The following is a 14,390-nucleotide window of genomic DNA, read 5'->3' as shown; positions in this document are numbered from 1 at the left end:
CGAGACCAGGAGCCTGCCGACATGTTCACCACCCGGCCCACCCTTCAGGGCACCCATGGCATGGTGTCCTCCACCCACTGGCTGGCCTCGCAGTCCGCCATGGCCGTCCTGGAGGACGGCGGCAACGCCTTCGACGCGGCCGTGGCCGCCGGGTTCGTCCTGCATGTGGTCGAGCCGCATCTGAACGGGCCCGCCGGTGAGGTGCCGATCATCCTCGCCCCGGCGGGCGGCGAACCCACCGTGCTGTGCGGCCAGGGCCCGGCCCCCGCCGGAGCCACCATCGACCACTACACCGCGCTCGGCCTCGACCTCGTCCCCGGCACCGGCCCGCTCGCGGCGGCGGTGCCCGGTGCGTTCGACGCCTGGATGGTGCTGCTGCGCGACCACGGCACGAAGCGGCTCGCCGAGGTGCTGCGGTACGCGATCGGCTACGCCGAGCACGGCCATCCGGCGGTCGAGCGGATCGGGGAGACCGTCGAGACGGTGCGGGAGCTGTTCGAGACCGAGTGGACGACCTCGGCCGAGCTGTATCTGCCGGACGGGAAGTCCCCCGCCGCCGGGCGGCTGCTCACCAACCCCGCGCTGGCCGCCACCTGGCGGCGGCTGATCGCCGAGGCGGAGGGGGCGGGGCCGGGGCGCGAGACCCAGATCGAGGCCGCCCGCCGGGTCTGGCGCGAGGGCTTCATCGCGGAGGAACTGGCGGACGCGGCGGCCCGCCCCGCGATGGACTCGTCAGGACACCGCAACGCCGGGACCATGACCGGGGACGACCTGGTCGCCTTCGAGGCCACGTACGAGCCGCCGGTCCGCCACTTCTGGAACGGCTGGACCGTGTGCAAGGCCGGGCCTTGGAGCCAGGGGCCGGTGCTGCTCCAGCAACTCGCCCTGCTGCCGTACGGGCTGAGCGAGGCCGACCTGGGCACGCCCGACTTCCTGCACCTGCTGATCGAGGGCGGCAAGCTGGCCATGGCCGACCGCGAGGCGTGGTACGGGGACGCCGCCGACGTACCGCTGCCGGAGCTGCTCTCCCGTCCGTACAACGACGACCGGCGGGCGCTGATCGGCGAACGGGCCTCGTACGAGCTGCGCCCCGGGCACCCCGGGGGCCGTACGCCACGGCTGAGCAAGCAGGCGCTGGCCGCCGTGGCCCGCGCCGCGTCCGGGGCGGACGGACCGGCCGCCGGGCCGGGCGGCGGCGAGCCGACGGTCGGCGGAGGGGACCTGGGCCTGGGGCTGGGCGTCCCGGCCACCGGCGAACCCGCCGTCGACCGGGACGGGGTGACCCGGGGCGACACCTGCCACCTCGACGTGGTGGACCGCTGGGGCAACATGGTCGCGGCCACGCCCAGCGGCGGCTGGCTCCAGTCCAACCCCGTGATCCCAGCGCTGGGTTTCCCGCTCGGCACCCGGCTCCAGATGACCTGGCTGGACCGCGGCCTGCCCAACTCCCTCACCCCCGGCCGCCGCCCCCGCACCACGCTCACCCCGTCGCTCGCGCTGCGCGACGACACCCCCGTCATGGCCTTCGGCACTCCCGGCGGCGACCAGCAGGACCAGTGGAGCACCCACTTCTTCCTCGGCGTCGCGCTACGGGCGCCGGTACGCTCCGGACTGGATCTACAGGGCGCCATCGACGCCCCCAACTGGCACCAGGAGTCCTTCCCCGGCTCCTTCCACCCCCGGGCGATGACGGCGGGCCGGGTGGTCGTCGAGTCCCGCGTCGGCGAGCCCGCCGTCGCGGAACTCCGCCGCCGCGGCCACGATGTGGTGGTCGGCGGCCCCTGGTCGGAGGGGCGCCTGTGCGCGGTCGCCCGCGACCCGGAGACGGGCGTCCTGCTCGCCGCCGCCAATCCGCGCGGGGCGCAGGGGTACGCGGTGGGGCGGTGACGGCTGTGGGTCGGCGGGCGCGCCGATATGCGGCTCCGCCGCGTGGTGGGGCTCCGCCCCAGCCCCCGGCAACGCCATCAGCCCCCGGTACAGGTGCAGGGGCTGGGGCGGAGCCGCATCTCGACGCCATCGGGCCCTTTCCGAAACCCAGGCGATCAGAACTAATGTGCTGTTTCATGCACACCCCGCCCTCCGGCGTGCCCACCGACCATGCCGACCACGCCGACCGCGCCGACCGCGCCGATGACGTTCTCGCCCTCGCCCGGCTGGCCACCCGGCGCGGGGCGGTACGGGAGATGCTCGGCTGGCTGGCCCGGCGGACCGGGGGTCCGGCCGTGCTGGTCGGGGACACGGGGCGGGTGCTGGCCGGGCCGGGCGGCGAGCACGACCCGGCGGTGGCGCGGCTCGCCGTCGGCGTCGCCGCCGAGGCCGCCGTCGAGCTGCACCGGCGCGGGGCGGTGTCCGCCGTGCTGGGCGGGGGCGAGGGGCCCCCGGTGCATCTGATCGCGCTCGACACCGGCCCCAGGACGTATCTCGCCGTCGTCGGGCCGGACGATCCGCACTGCGGAACGCTGCTCGCCGACGCCGCCCGCACCCTCGCCCTGTGCTGGCGGCTGGAGCAGTCCGAGCGGGCGCGGCGGCGGATCGAGTCGGCCGAGGAGCACAGCCGGGAGGCGGTGCTGCATCTGCTGATGGTGGGCAGCGTGCCCGCCGCGCAGCGGATCGCCGGGGCGCTGCGGCCCGCGCTGCCCACGGTGGTCCAGATGTATGTGATCGAGTGCCCGCACGCCCGGCGGCGCGAGATCGTCCGGCGGATCGACCGCGAGGCGGAGGGCGCGGCGTGGATCGTGCCGTGCCCGGTGCGCCCGAACCACGTGCTCGCGCTCGTACCGCCCGAGCCGGGCCAGGGCGCGGTGGCGGTGAGCGGTGACCCGCACTCGGGCCCGGCACCACTGGACCTGCTGATCGTCCGGCTGGTGCCCGAGTGCCGGGTCGGGGTGAGCGCGGCGGTCGCCCTGCGGGACACGCCGACCGCGTACGAGCAGGCCATCCACGCGCTTGCGGTGGCCCGTAACGCGCCCGAGCGCCGCGCGCGCTTCGGCGGCGACGTGGATGTGACCGTCCTGGCGGGCCCGGAGGGCTATGTGTGGGCGAGCGAGCTCCTGGCGCCCTGTCTGCGGTACGCACCGGCCCGCCGCGCCGACCCGGGCCCGCAGGAGCTGCTGGGCACGCTCGGGTCGTGGCTCAGCTTCGGCGGGGCGGCCAGCCGCCATCTGAAGATCCACCGCAATACGCTCGCGGCGCGGATGCGCCATCTGGACGAGCTGCTGGGCGTGGAGGTCAGCCGCAGCCTGGCCGCGCAGTCGGCCGCCTGGCTGGCGCTGCGGCTGCACACCGCGCCCCAGGCCGCGGCGGTCCGCACCCAGGCCCCGCCGGGGCACACCGCCACGCTGGACGCGGTGCTGGGCACCCCCGCCGCCGGGACCTGGGCCCGGGCCCAGCTGCGTCCCCTGGAGCAGGCCGGTCCGACGGCCGGGCTGGAGACCATCCGCACCTGGCTGCGCGCCGACGCCCGCCTCCCCGCCGCTGCCACCGCCCTCGGCATCTCCCTCCCGGGCGCCCGCAAGCGCCTGACCAGGGCGGAGGACGTTCTGGGCCGCTCCCTGCTGACCGCGCCGAGCGCGAAGTACGAACTATGGCTCGCGATGCGGGCCCTGGGCTCGCTCTGAGGCGGTGCGACCGCACACCGGGGCCGCCCTCGGCGCGCTCACCGTTCGCCGCCGTACTCACCGTTCACCAGAGCACTGACCGTTCGAACGGGAACCGCCCGCCGGGCTCACTGTGCACATCGTTCCTCGCCGCGGGTGGAGCGGGCGCATATCGTCCTGGACGAGCCACGACGGGCCGCGCCGAGCCCCGCCTCTCGCCGAGGCCTGGGGGCTGAGGACTGAGGGCCGAGGGCTGAGGACTGAGGGCGCGCTCCCCCACCCGTACGGCACCGCACCCGGTCACCCCGCCGGGCTCATGAGCCGGGGCCGGCCGCCGCGCGACGACGGGGGTGTCGCGCGCGGCCCGCTCCTGTCCCCGTGAAAACCGGCGCAGGCACGCACCCATTCGAGCGAATGAGCTGGCTTTACAAGGGTGCGCTTCTACAAGCGACTGCTTATACTCACACGTGACGTGGTCGATCAACATCCATGACGAGGTGGCCGCCTGGTTCCTCGCCCTATGTGCTCACGATCCGCATTCGGCCGACTCGGTGGAGCAGGCCATCGAGCTGCTGGCGGACATAGGACCGAGCCTCGGTCGTCCCATGGCCGATGTGATCCACGGCAGCTCGATGAAGAACCTCAAGGAGTTACGCCCGGGCTCGGCGGGCCGGACCGAAATCCGCATCCTCTTCGTCTTCGACCCCGACCGGGAGTGCATCCTCCTCGTGGCGGGCGACAAGGCGGGCAACTGGCGGCGCTGGTACGACACCGCCGTCCCACTCGCCGAGGAGCGCTACCAGAAGTACCTCGACCACAAGGAGAAGGCGGCGGAATGAACGGTTTCATCTCGTGGGACGAGGTCAAGAGGAGCGGCGAGCGGGTCCGCCGCGAGGCCCACCCCGAGGTGGGCGACGCGGAGTGGGCGGCGCGGAAGGATGCGGCGCGTCTGGCGCAGGAGGCCCACCTCCTGGGCCATCACCTACAGCGGCTGCGGAGGGAGCGGGGTCTCACCCAGCAGCAGGCCGCCGCCCAGCTCGGTATCACCCAAGCCCGCGTCTCCCAGCTGGAGCAGGGCAAGTCAGTGGACCTCACGGCGATGCGCGCCTATGCGCAGGCGCTGGGGGCGCGGCTGACCCTGGTGCTCGAAATCGACGATCAACAGATCCGCATCGCCTGAGCCCGATCGCCCTCACGACCCCAGGATCGTCGTCAGGAACTCCCCGGTCCACGCCAGCAGCTCCCGTCCCACCAGCGGCTTTCCGCCGATCCGGGCGGTGGCGGGGCGGGGCACCAGGACCTGCTTGGTGGCGGGCTTGATGATCGAGCGCTGGTAGAGGCGCTTGAGGCGCAGCTCCTGGGATTCGCGGAGCTCCACCGGGGAGAAGCGGATGTTGGAGCCCTGGAGGGTGATGTCGGTGACGCCGCAGGCGCGGGCCAGCAGGCGCAGACCGGCGACCAGGAGGAGGTTCTCCACCGGCTCGGGGAGCTTGCCGTAGCGGTCGGTCAGCTCCTCGCGGACGGCGCGGATGTCGTCCTCGCTGCCGGCGGAGGCGATCGCCCGGTACGCCTGGAGGCGCAGCCGCTCACCGGGGGCGTAGTCGTGCGGGACGTGCGCGTCGACCGGAAGCTCGATCTTGACCTCCAGCGGCGCCTCCGCGGGCTCGCCCTCGCCCGCCTCGATCGAGGCGCGGTAGTCGGCGACCGCCTCGCCGACCATCCGGACGTAGAGGTCGAAGCCGACGCCCGCGATATGGCCGGACTGCTCGCCGCCGAGCAGATTGCCCGCCCCGCGGATCTCCAGGTCCTTCATCGCCACGTACATGCCCGCGCCCATCTCGGTGTGCTGGGCGATGGTGGCCAGCCGCTCATGGGCGGTCTCCGTGAGCGGCTTCTCGGGCGGGTAGAGGAAGTACGCGTAACCGCGCTCGCGCCCTCGGCCGACCCGGCCGCGCAGCTGGTGCAGCTGGGAGAGGCCGAAGTTGTCGCCGCGCTCGACGATCAGGGTGTTGGCGTTGGAGATGTCGATCCCGGACTCGACGATGGTGGTGGAGACCAGGACGTCGAACTTCTTCTCCCAGAAGTCGACCACGACCTGCTCCAGCGCGCCCTCCGACATCTGTCCGTGGGCGGTGGCGATCCGCGCCTCGGGGACGATCTCGCGCAGCCGGGCGGCGGCCCGGTCGATGGACTCCACCCGGTTGTGGATGTAGAAGACCTGGCCCTCGCGCAGCAGCTCGCGCCGGATCGCGGCGCCGATCTGCTTCTGCTCGTACGGACCGACGAAGGTCAGCACCGGATGGCGCTCCTCCGGCGGGGTGGTGATCGTGGACATCTCGCGGATGCCGGTGACCGCCATCTCCAGGGTGCGCGGGATGGGCGTGGCGGACATGGTCAGCACGTCCACATTGGCGCGGAGCTTCTTCAGCTGCTCCTTGTGCTCGACGCCGAAGCGCTGCTCCTCGTCCACGATGACCAGGCCCAGGTCCTTGAACTTGGTTTCGGAGGAGAAGAGCCGGTGGGTGCCGATGACGATGTCGACCGAGCCGTCCCGCAGACCCTCCAGCACCGCCTTGGCCTCGGTGTCGGTCTGGAAGCGGGAGAGCGCCCTGACGTTGACGGGGAACTGGCCGTACCGCTCGCCGAAGGTGCCGAAGTGCTGCTGCACCAGCAGGGTCGTGGGCACGAGCACCGCCACCTGCTTGCCGTCCTGGACCGCCTTGAAGGCGGCACGGACGGCGATCTCGGTCTTGCCGTAGCCGACGTCGCCGCAGATCAGCCGGTCCATCGGAACCGACTTCTCCATGTCCTCCTTGACCTCGGCGATGGTGGTGAGCTGGTCGGGGGTCTCCGCGTACGGGAACGCGTCCTCCAGCTCGCGCTGCCAGGGGGTGTCCACGCCGAAGGCATGGCCGGGCGCCGCCATCCGGGCCGAGTAGAGCTTGATCAGGTCGGCGGCGATCTCCTTGACGGCCTTCTTGGCGCGCGCCTTGGTCTTGGTCCAGTCGGCACCGCCGAGCCGGTGCAGGGTCGGCGCCTCGCCGCCCACGTACTTGGTGACCTGCTCCAGCTGGTCGGTGGGGACGAAGAGCCGGTCGCCGGGCTGGCCGCGCTTGGCCGGGGCGTACTCCACCACCAGATACTCGCGGGTGGCGCCCTGGACGGTGCGCTGCACCATCTCGATGTAGCGGCCCACGCCGTGCTGCTCGTGGACGATGAAGTCGCCCGCCTCGAGGGTGAGCGGATCGATCGTCTTGCGGCGGCGCGCGGGCATCCGCGCCCCGTCCTTGCCCGCGGCCTTCTGCCCGGACAGATCCGTCTCGGTCAGCACGGCCAGCTTCAGGGCCGGGTCGATGAAGCCGTAGTCGATCGAGCCGCAGGCGACATGCACCACGGACGGCTTGATCTCGGTGAGGTCGCCGTCCAGCCGGGCCGCGATCCCCTCGCCGCCCAGCACCTCGACGGTGCGGGAGGCGGGGCCGTGGCCCTCGGTCACATAGACCGTGCGCCAGCCGTCGGCCAGCCAGCCCTTGGTGTCGGCCAGCGCCCGTGCGGTGTCGCCGCGGTAGCTCTCGGTGGCGTGCATGCCGAGCTTGATGGTGTCGCCCGCCGCGTCAGCGGCAAGTGTCTGCGTCAGCTCTTCATCGGCCGCGAAGGGGCTCACCGACCACCACATCATGCCCAGCTCACGCGCGCGGTCGCGGACGTCCGCGATGCTCCACAGGGAGGCCGCGCCGACGTCGATCGGGGCCTCCCCTCCCCCGGCGGTGGCCGCCCAGGAGGCCTGGAGGAACTCCTGGCTGGTGGCCACCAGATCCGCCGCCCGGGTGCGCACCCGCTCCGGCTCGCAGACGACGGTCATGCCGCCCGCCGGGAGGACGTCCAGCAGCAGTTCCATGTCGTCCACCAGGACCGGGGCCAGGGACTCCATGCCCTCGACCGCGATCCCCTCGGCGATCTTGCCGAGCAGTTCGCCCAGCTCGGGATGGGCCTCGGCGAGGGCCGCGGCCCGCTCCCTCACGTCGTCGGTCAGCAGCAGCTCACGGCAGGGCGGGGCCCACAGCCCGTGCTCGGCGACCTCCAGGGACCGCTGATCGGCCACCTTGAAGTAGCGGATCTCCTCGATGTCGTCGCCCCAGAACTCGATCCGGAGCGGATGCTCCTCGGTCGGCGGGAAGACGTCCAGGATGCCGCCGCGCACGGCGAACTCACCGCGCTTCTCGACCAGCTCGACCCGGGAGTACGCGGCGGCCACCAGCCCGTCCACGATCTCCTCCAGATCGGCGGTCTGCCCGGCCCGCAGGCTCACCGGCTCCAGGTGCCCGAGCCCCTTGACCTGCGGCTGGAGCACGGACCGTACGGGCGCGACCACGACCGAGACCGGACCGGCCGCCGGGTCGTCCGGGCTCGGATGGGCGAGCCTGCGCAGCACCGCCAGCCGCCGTCCGACCGTGTCCGAACGCGGGGAGAGCCGCTCGTGCGGCAGCGTCTCCCAGGACGGGTACTCCACCACCCCGTCCGGCGGCAGCAGCGAGCGCAGCGCCGCCGCCAGGTCCTCCGCCTCCCGGCCGGTGGCCGTCACCGCGAGCACGGGACGGCCCGCGGAGCGCGCCAGCGCGGCGATGGCGAACGGACGGGCGGCGGGCGGGCCGACCAGATCGACGTGCGGGCGATGGCCGTCGGCGGCCCCGCGCACCGCCTCGGCGAGCGCGGGGTCCCTTACGACGGCGTCGAGCAGACCGGTGAGGCTCATAAAGGGCTATTCCATCCCGGAGGCGGACAACGCGAATGACCCGACACGTGTCACGGGCCGGGGGTCTTCCAGAGTACGGCCACCCGCCGACAATCTCCGCCGGTCCGTCGCCCGCCCGAGCCCCCGCGGATCGCGCCCCGATTGTGGATCGCGCCCCCGATCAGCCCGGGGTCGCGCTCGAGCACCCGGCCGTGAGGGTGCTGCCGGGCTTGTTCTTCCGCGTCTCCTCGTCCTTGAGCTTCCCGTCGACGAATATCTGGCAGCCGATTTCCTTCTTCGGCTCCGCGGAACCCGCCTGCAACGACAGCGACCGTCCGGGCTTCACCTTGAACTTCTTCGACCACGGCGTCTTGACGTTTTCGAGATCCAGGTCGGCGTCCCCGCTGCTCTTCTTGGCATCGGTATACAGACTCGAATTGATGCCGGGGATATATACGCTCGCGGGCGAATCCCCCGTCACCTTGAATTCGACAGTCACCATGTCGCCGTCCTCGGCTTTGCCCTTGTCGCCATCGTCGGAGCAGCCCGCCAGCAGGGCTACCATGATGGCCAGGCCGGCCACGGCCTTATGTGTACGCATTATTCCCCAACGGTATTTTCCACCCATGGCCGGTTATCCATCATGGGCAACCGGCCGCGAGCCATCTTCACATGCGTTCCGCTGCGGAACCAGCGATTCCTGCCCCTTTCCGGATCAGTTCGACTGCACCGGAGATAAGTGGGGTGAGGCGGTTACCCCGCCGGGGGGAGCCACACCAGCCGCGCGGAGATCCCCTCGCGGCGACCGTAATAATGCCGCACCGCCCGCTCCGGCGACCCGAGGGACATCGCCACCATCCCGCCCACGCCGATCACGTGTGCGCTGCCGTCGTCGTACGCCATGCCCCATGCGGCGACGCACGCGTCCGCGTACTCCGTTTCCAGGTCGCATTCCTGCACCACGGCGAACAGGCGCGGCGCGGTGTCGCGTACGAGTGCGCACACCTCCTTGTCGAAATCGAACGGCGCTGAGCTGGGGTCTTGGGGGGCTACGGTGGCCATGGAAGTCTCCCATCAGGAGGAGGAGTTGAGCAGGTCGGCGCGGAGTCTGCGACGCAATGCCCCAACCGAGCAGGCGAGTTACACCGTACGGCCCGCGTTGGACTACAGTCCAACATCTGGGTTCTTCCCAGCCCAACACCCCTCGATCGGGTGATAACCGGGGCATGCCCAAGCAAGGAGAGACGAACAATGGCCCGGCTCAAACTCCCGCCCACCGTGCGGCAGCGACGCCTTGGCACCGAATTGCGCCGCCTCCGTGAGGGCGTGGAACTGTCCGCGACCCAGGCCGGTGAGCTGTTCGGTGCCACCCAGTCGCGCATCAGCAACATCGAGGCAGGCGGCTACGCGGTAAGCGCCGATCGGGTGCGCGCTTTGGCCCGGCTTTACGAGTGCGCCGACGAGGAGCTGATCGAGGCGCTTACGGGCATGACCGGTGGGCGGACCCGAGGGTGGTGGGAGGAGTACCGCGAGATCCTTCCTGCGAGCATGCTCGACCTGGCCGAACTCGAGCACCACGCCGCGTACATGCGGATCGTGTCCGTGTTCCACATGCCCGGGGTGCTACAGACCACGGAACACGCTCGGGCGCTTATCAGTGACGCGCTGCCCGCGCTGGCCTTGTACGAGGTGGAGCACCACGTTTCATTCCGCGTCAAACGGCAGGCGGTGCTCTTCGGGGAGCGGCCCACCCCGCTGACGGCGATCGTCCATGAGGCCGCTCTGCGCATGGGCTTCGGCGGGTCGGCGGTGGCCCGCGCCCAGCTCGAATACCTGATCAAGATGAGCGAGCGGGAGAACATCACCGTAAAGGTGGTCCCGTTCGGCGCGGGGATTTTCCCCATGTCCGGGCAGGGCATCATTTACCTCGGCGGAGAAGTCCCGCGACTCGACACCGTCCAGCTCGACTCGGACCACGGCTCCGAGTTCCTGGACGCCCAGCCGCAACTGGCCCGGTATCGCAACGTACTGGACCGGATGGAAGCCTGCGCCCTCAACCCCGCCGAGTCACGCGACAGGATTCGCCGCATCGCGCAGGACATCTGACCAAGGAAGGAACGCGCGTGACCACTGACAACTGGCGAAAGTCGTCGTACAGCCCAAACGCGGGGAACTGCGTCTACGTCGCCACCGGGGACAACCACACCGTACGGCTACGCGAGAGCGACGAGCCGGAGCTCATCCTCGCCACCACCCCCGCCACGTTCGGGGTCTTCATACGCGCCGTCAAGGCGGGCGCGTTCGATCGCCTCACCACCGGTTGACGCCCCTGGTCCCGGTGCACTCCCTCGTGAGCGCACCGGGGCCGGGGGCGTACCGCACAGCCCGTCCGGCCCATCACGACGGGCGGCCGGACACGCCCTGTGATCACACTGATGCACATGGCAGAGCGAGACCCGCGCCCGTCGCCCACAAAGACGAGTACCCGGCCCCGGGCCCCCAAGCCGGCCGAGGCCGCGCGGCACGCGTGCGAACAGCTCGCCTCGCTGATCGTCCATGAACCCGAGGGCGTCAGCGGCGTGGCCCGCCACGAGGACGGCTGGCTCGTCAGCGTGGACGTCCTCGAGGTCGCCCGGATCCCCGACACCACCAGCCTGCTGGCCACGTACGAGGTGCGCATCGACGAGCGGGGCGAGCTCCAGGAGTACCGGAGGGTCCGCCGCTACCGGCGCGGTGCGGCCGACGACTGCTGAGACGACAGCCGAAAGGACGCTCCGAAATGCCCACTGGCACTTATACGGAAGAAGTCGTCTGCGTCCAGCGGACCGGCACCCTCTACGACTGCCTGGAACTCATCCTCGACCGGGGCATGGTGATCGACGTCTTCATCCGGGTCTCCCTCGTCGGCATCGAGATCCTGAAGATCGACGCCCGGATCGTGGTCGCCAGCGTGGACACGTACCTCCGCTTCGCCGAGGCCTGCAACCGTCTGGACCTCGAATTCGACCGCAGCAAGACCGTTCCGGAACTGCTGGGCGGGATGGCGGGCGGCGGCGGAAGTCCGGCCGGGGGCATGGCCACCGGCCTCGCCAAGAAGAAGGCCAAGAAGGCGGTGGCGGGCGTGGGCGAGAAGGTCAAGCGGGCCGTCGGGGCCGATGACGAGGAGGGCGAAGAAGGGGAGCGGGAGGAGCGGGAGAGCCGCCCCCGGCGGCGCACCGCCCCCACCCGCCGCCGTTCCGCTTCTGCCTCCGAGCCTTCCGAGCCCTCCGAGCCCTCCGAGGAGGACTGATCCATGACCGCGCCCGCGCCCGCACCGCAGAGCGTGTACGTCTACGGCGTCGTCCGCGCCTCCCATACGGTGCCGCCCGGCCGCACCGGAGTGGGCGAGCGGCCCGCCCCGGTCCGTACCGTCCGGGCCGGAGCGCTGGCCGCGGTGATCAGCGACGCTCCCGCCCGGCTGCGCGCCAAGCGCCGCGACCTCCTCGCCCACCAGGAACTCGCCCTGACGCTGGGGCGGGACGGGCCGGTGCTGCCGATGCGCTTCGGCATGGTCGCCCCCGACGAGGAGTCGGTGCGGCGGCAGTTGCTGTGCACACAGAAGGACTGCCTGGCCGCGCTCGAACGCGTCGACGGGCGGATCGAGATGAACCTCAAGGCGCTGCCCACCGAGGCCGACCTGGGTGCGCTGGTACGGGAGGACCCCGAGGTGAGCCGGTTGCGCACGGCCGCGCGCCGGGCCCCGGGGTACGAGGCCGGCGTGCGGCTCGGCGAGGCCGTGGCACGAGGGCTGAAGCGCCGGGCGGCGACGGCCGCCGCCACGGTGCTCGCGGAGCTCTCGGCCGTGGCGGACGCCACGGTGCACGGCCCGGAGGTCGAGGGATGCGTACTCAACGCCTCGTTCCTGCTGGACCTGCGCGAGCGGCGGCGGTTCGAGGGCGCCGTGGAACGCCTCGCGACCGCCCACCGCGACCGGGTCGAACTGCGCCTCACCGGCCCGCTGCCCTGCTACAGCTTCACGGAAGGCCGGGCCTGAGATGGGCGTGCTGAGCCAGGTCGTCCTCTTCCCGCTGGCGCCGGTGCGCGGGGTGGTGTGGATCGCGGAGCGCGTACGGGACATGGCGGAGGAGGAGATGTGCCATCCGTCGGTGCTGCGCGCCCGGCTCGCCGCGCTGAACGAGGCCCTGGAGTCGGGGGCGATCGGCCCGGAGGAGTTCGACCGGGAGGAGGACCGGCTGCTGGATCTGCTGGAGCGCTCGGGCGGCCGGGGAGCACGAGCGGGGGTGCGGACGCCATGACCGAACGCGACCTGGCCTACCCGCCGTCCGTGACCACCGAGCGGCACCCCTCCGACCTCGCCGAGATCCTGGAACGCGTCCTGGACAAGGGCATCGTGATCGCCGGGGACATCAAGATCGACCTGCTGGACATCGAACTGCTCACCATCCGGCTGCGGTTGTTCATCTCCTCCGTGGACACCGCCCGCAAGGCCGGAATCGACTGGTGGGAAACCGATCCCGCGCTCTCGTCGCGCGCCGCGCGGGACACCCTCGCGCAGGAGAACGCGGAACTGCGGGAGCGGCTTCACGCCCTGGAGTCACGGATCGGCGCGGAGGAGCTGAGCACGGTCGGCGCGACGGAGGAAGAGAGCCGCCCATGACCGAGGCCCCCACCCTCGTCTACGCCTTCGCGGTCTGCCGGGACGGCGGCCTCACCGCGTCGGCGGAACCGTTGGCGGAACTCCCCGGGCTCGGCACCGGCGCCCCCGTCCGTACGATCGCGGCGGGCCCGCTCACCGCCGTGGTCCAGGACGTGCCCGCGGCCGGGTACGACGAGGAGGCGCTGCGGCGGCGGCTGTCCGACGGCGCCGAGCTGGAGCGCTGCGCCCGCGCCCACCACGCGGTGATCACGGCGGCGTCGGCGCTGGCCCCGGCCGTTCCGCTGCCCCTGGCCACGGTCTATCTCGACGACGGCCGGGTCCGCGAGGCCCTGGGCGAACGGGAGACGTCCTTCCTGACCGCCCTGGACCGGATCGCGGGCCGGGTCGAATGGGGCGTCAAGGTCTACGCCCCCACCGGACACCTGCCCGCCCCGGACCCGGCCCCGGCGGAGGACCCCGGCCCGGACAGGAGCGGCCGCGCCTATCTGGACCGCGTCCGCACCCGGCAGCGCGGCCGCGAACAGCGCCACACCCTGGCGCTGCGGGCCGCCGAGCGGGTGGACGCCGTCGTCCGTGGCCTCGCCGTGGCCGCGCGCCGACTGCGCCCGCACGGCGTCGAGGTGACCGGCAAGCACCGTACCCATGTGCTGAACGCGGCCTACCTCCTCGACCTGGGCCGGGAGCGCGAACTGCGCGCCGCGCTCGCCTCGTTGCGCCGCGACGAGACGGACGTCCAGATCGAACTCTCCGGGCCGTGGGCGCCCTACTCCTTCGCCGACGGAGGCATCACGGACCCGGGGGCGGCCCCATGACCAGGCCGCCCACCGGGGACGCCACCCCGGCGAAAGCGCTGTGGGAAGCGACCCCCGCCGCGACCGCCCGCGAAGAGGCCCCCGAGTGGGGAACCACCCCCGCCGAGGCGCTGGGCCCGCTCGGCGTCCCCCTCGTGGACCTCCTGGACCGGGTGCTCGCCACCGGCGTCGTCATCAGCGGCGACCTGGTCATCGCGATCGCCGAGGTCCCCCTCGTCCGCCTCTCCCTGCACGCCCTCCTCTCCTCGGTCAACGAACGGGTCCGGGCCCCATGGACCGACAGCGGACCGCTATGAGCACGCCGGTCCCCGCCACCCCCTCCCGCGTGGACATCGACCGCGACTCGGTCGGCCGCGACCTGGTGGCCCTGGTGCTGACGGTCGTCGAACTCCTCCGCCAGCTGATGGAGCGCCAGGCCATCCGCCGTATCGACGCGGGCGGCCTCACCGAGGACCAGATCGAGCGCATCGGCACCACGCTGATGCTGCTCGACCAGCGCATGACGGAACTGTGCGACCAGCACGGTCTGACCCCGGAAGACCTCAACCTGGACCTCGGCCCCCTGGGCACCCTGCTCCCCCGCGACTGAGGCG

Annotated in this window: 17 protein-coding genes; 14 read left to right on the top strand and 3 right to left on the bottom strand. The window is 72.1% G+C overall.

All coding sequences use genetic code 11. The annotated features are described in order from the left end of the window. The first annotated feature begins 21 nt into the window (after nucleotides 1-21). The 4 genes from ACJX2R_RS32250 to ACJX2R_RS32235 all read left to right on the top strand — a co-directional run bounded on the left by ACJX2R_RS32250 (nucleotide 22) and on the right by ACJX2R_RS32235 (nucleotide 4,776). Nucleotides 22-1,887, top strand: a complete 1,866-nt coding sequence (locus ACJX2R_RS32250; protein WP_413102998.1) for a gamma-glutamyltransferase family protein — start codon at nucleotides 22-24, stop codon at nucleotides 1,885-1,887. Between the two features lie 176 nt (nucleotides 1,888-2,063). Beyond that, complete coding sequence (locus tag ACJX2R_RS32245; RefSeq protein WP_413102997.1) at nucleotides 2,064-3,617, top strand: PucR family transcriptional regulator; 1,554 nt, start codon at nucleotides 2,064-2,066, stop codon at nucleotides 3,615-3,617. 446 nt (nucleotides 3,618-4,063) lie between these two features. Beyond that, nucleotides 4,064-4,435 carry a type II toxin-antitoxin system RelE/ParE family toxin gene (locus tag ACJX2R_RS32240; RefSeq protein ID WP_413102996.1) on the top strand — a complete coding sequence of 124 codons (372 nt, stop codon included), beginning with the start codon at nucleotides 4,064-4,066 and terminating at the stop codon, nucleotides 4,433-4,435. Beyond that, nucleotides 4,432-4,776, top strand: a complete 345-nt coding sequence (locus ACJX2R_RS32235; protein WP_413102995.1) for a helix-turn-helix domain-containing protein — start codon at nucleotides 4,432-4,434, stop codon at nucleotides 4,774-4,776. The genes ACJX2R_RS32240 and ACJX2R_RS32235 overlap by 4 nt, the downstream gene beginning before the upstream one ends. A 12-nt stretch (nucleotides 4,777-4,788) precedes the next feature. On the opposite strand, the gene mfd is transcribed toward ACJX2R_RS32235, so the two are convergent. From mfd to ACJX2R_RS32220, 3 genes are all read right to left on the bottom strand, one after another. Next, a complete protein-coding gene (gene mfd / locus ACJX2R_RS32230; RefSeq protein WP_413102994.1) occupies nucleotides 4,789-8,349 on the bottom strand; it encodes a transcription-repair coupling factor in 3,561 nt (1,186 codons plus the stop codon). Between the two features lie 160 nt (nucleotides 8,350-8,509). Further along, the gene (locus ACJX2R_RS32225) at nucleotides 8,510-8,911 is read right to left on the bottom strand and encodes a hypothetical protein (RefSeq protein ID WP_413102993.1); all 402 of its coding nucleotides are present in this window, start codon (nucleotides 8,909-8,911) and stop codon (nucleotides 8,510-8,512) included. 170 nt (nucleotides 8,912-9,081) lie between these two features. Further along, entirely contained in the window at nucleotides 9,082-9,390 is a 309-nt protein-coding gene (locus tag ACJX2R_RS32220; RefSeq protein ID WP_413102992.1) for a hypothetical protein, read from the bottom strand. Nucleotides 9,391-9,579: 189 nt separating this feature from the next. On the opposite strand from ACJX2R_RS32220, the gene ACJX2R_RS32215 reads away from it, so the two are divergent. From ACJX2R_RS32215 to ACJX2R_RS32170, 10 genes are all read left to right on the top strand, one after another. Then, nucleotides 9,580-10,434 carry a helix-turn-helix domain-containing protein gene (locus ACJX2R_RS32215; RefSeq protein WP_413102991.1) on the top strand — a complete coding sequence of 285 codons (855 nt, stop codon included), beginning with the start codon at nucleotides 9,580-9,582 and terminating at the stop codon, nucleotides 10,432-10,434. Nucleotides 10,435-10,451: 17 nt separating this feature from the next. Further along, nucleotides 10,452-10,652, top strand: coding sequence for a DUF397 domain-containing protein (locus ACJX2R_RS32210; protein WP_413102990.1), 201 nt, complete (start codon nucleotides 10,452-10,454; stop codon nucleotides 10,650-10,652). A gap of 117 nt (nucleotides 10,653-10,769) precedes the next feature. Continuing rightward, nucleotides 10,770-11,081 carry a gas vesicle protein gene (locus ACJX2R_RS32205; RefSeq protein WP_121825367.1) on the top strand — a complete coding sequence of 104 codons (312 nt, stop codon included), beginning with the start codon at nucleotides 10,770-10,772 and terminating at the stop codon, nucleotides 11,079-11,081. A 26-nt stretch (nucleotides 11,082-11,107) separates the two neighbouring features. After that, the gene (gene gvpJ, locus ACJX2R_RS32200) at nucleotides 11,108-11,617 is read left to right on the top strand and encodes a gas vesicle protein GvpJ (RefSeq protein ID WP_262702878.1); all 510 of its coding nucleotides are present in this window, start codon (nucleotides 11,108-11,110) and stop codon (nucleotides 11,615-11,617) included. Between the two features lie 3 nt (nucleotides 11,618-11,620). After that, complete coding sequence (locus ACJX2R_RS32195; RefSeq protein WP_413102989.1) at nucleotides 11,621-12,361, top strand: GvpL/GvpF family gas vesicle protein; 741 nt, start codon at nucleotides 11,621-11,623, stop codon at nucleotides 12,359-12,361. A 1-nt stretch (nucleotide 12,362) separates the two neighbouring features. Then, entirely contained in the window at nucleotides 12,363-12,623 is a 261-nt protein-coding gene (locus ACJX2R_RS32190; protein WP_413102988.1) for a gas vesicle protein GvpG, read from the top strand. Continuing rightward, nucleotides 12,620-12,985, top strand: coding sequence for a gas vesicle protein (locus ACJX2R_RS32185; RefSeq protein WP_413102987.1), 366 nt, complete (start codon nucleotides 12,620-12,622; stop codon nucleotides 12,983-12,985). The genes ACJX2R_RS32190 and ACJX2R_RS32185 overlap by 4 nt, the downstream gene beginning before the upstream one ends. Continuing rightward, entirely contained in the window at nucleotides 12,982-13,797 is an 816-nt protein-coding gene (locus ACJX2R_RS32180) for a GvpL/GvpF family gas vesicle protein (RefSeq protein ID WP_413102986.1), read from the top strand. Before ACJX2R_RS32185 ends, ACJX2R_RS32180 begins: the two co-directional genes overlap by 4 nt. Further along, nucleotides 13,794-14,093, top strand: coding sequence for a gas vesicle protein (locus tag ACJX2R_RS32175; RefSeq protein ID WP_413102985.1), 300 nt, complete (start codon nucleotides 13,794-13,796; stop codon nucleotides 14,091-14,093). The genes ACJX2R_RS32180 and ACJX2R_RS32175 overlap by 4 nt, the downstream gene beginning before the upstream one ends. After that, entirely contained in the window at nucleotides 14,090-14,386 is a 297-nt protein-coding gene (locus ACJX2R_RS32170; RefSeq protein ID WP_262702873.1) for a gas vesicle protein K, read from the top strand. Before ACJX2R_RS32175 ends, ACJX2R_RS32170 begins: the two co-directional genes overlap by 4 nt. Nucleotides 14,387-14,390: the final 4 nt, after the last annotated feature.

It is taken from the genome of Streptomyces sp. Inha503, assembly GCF_047215865.1.
GTDB classification, from domain to species: Bacteria; Actinomycetota; Actinomycetes; order Streptomycetales; family Streptomycetaceae; genus Streptomyces; species Streptomyces lycopersici.
Note: the sequence above shows the minus strand (reverse complement) of the source record. Positions and strands in the feature narration are given on the sequence as shown.

Coding starts and splice junctions, on each gene's coding strand:
- ACJX2R_RS32250 (WP_413102998.1), top strand. CDS start 22: ATGTTCACCACCCGGCCCACCCTTCAGGGCACCCATGGCATGGTGTCC.
- ACJX2R_RS32245 (WP_413102997.1), top strand. CDS start 2,064: ATGCACACCCCGCCCTCCGGCGTGCCCACCGACCATGCCGACCACGCC.
- ACJX2R_RS32235 (WP_413102995.1), top strand. CDS start 4,432: ATGAACGGTTTCATCTCGTGGGACGAGGTCAAGAGGAGCGGCGAGCGG.
- mfd (WP_413102994.1), bottom strand. CDS start 8,349: ATGAGCCTCACCGGTCTGCTCGACGCCGTCGTAAGGGACCCCGCGCTC.
- ACJX2R_RS32220 (WP_413102992.1), bottom strand. CDS start 9,390: ATGGCCACCGTAGCCCCCCAAGACCCCAGCTCAGCGCCGTTCGATTTC.
- ACJX2R_RS32215 (WP_413102991.1), top strand. CDS start 9,580: ATGGCCCGGCTCAAACTCCCGCCCACCGTGCGGCAGCGACGCCTTGGC.
- ACJX2R_RS32205 (WP_121825367.1), top strand. CDS start 10,770: ATGGCAGAGCGAGACCCGCGCCCGTCGCCCACAAAGACGAGTACCCGG.
- gvpJ (WP_262702878.1), top strand. CDS start 11,108: ATGCCCACTGGCACTTATACGGAAGAAGTCGTCTGCGTCCAGCGGACC.
- ACJX2R_RS32195 (WP_413102989.1), top strand. CDS start 11,621: ATGACCGCGCCCGCGCCCGCACCGCAGAGCGTGTACGTCTACGGCGTC.
- ACJX2R_RS32190 (WP_413102988.1), top strand. CDS start 12,363: ATGGGCGTGCTGAGCCAGGTCGTCCTCTTCCCGCTGGCGCCGGTGCGC.
- ACJX2R_RS32185 (WP_413102987.1), top strand. CDS start 12,620: ATGACCGAACGCGACCTGGCCTACCCGCCGTCCGTGACCACCGAGCGG.
- ACJX2R_RS32180 (WP_413102986.1), top strand. CDS start 12,982: ATGACCGAGGCCCCCACCCTCGTCTACGCCTTCGCGGTCTGCCGGGAC.
- ACJX2R_RS32175 (WP_413102985.1), top strand. CDS start 13,794: ATGACCAGGCCGCCCACCGGGGACGCCACCCCGGCGAAAGCGCTGTGG.
- ACJX2R_RS32170 (WP_262702873.1), top strand. CDS start 14,090: ATGAGCACGCCGGTCCCCGCCACCCCCTCCCGCGTGGACATCGACCGC.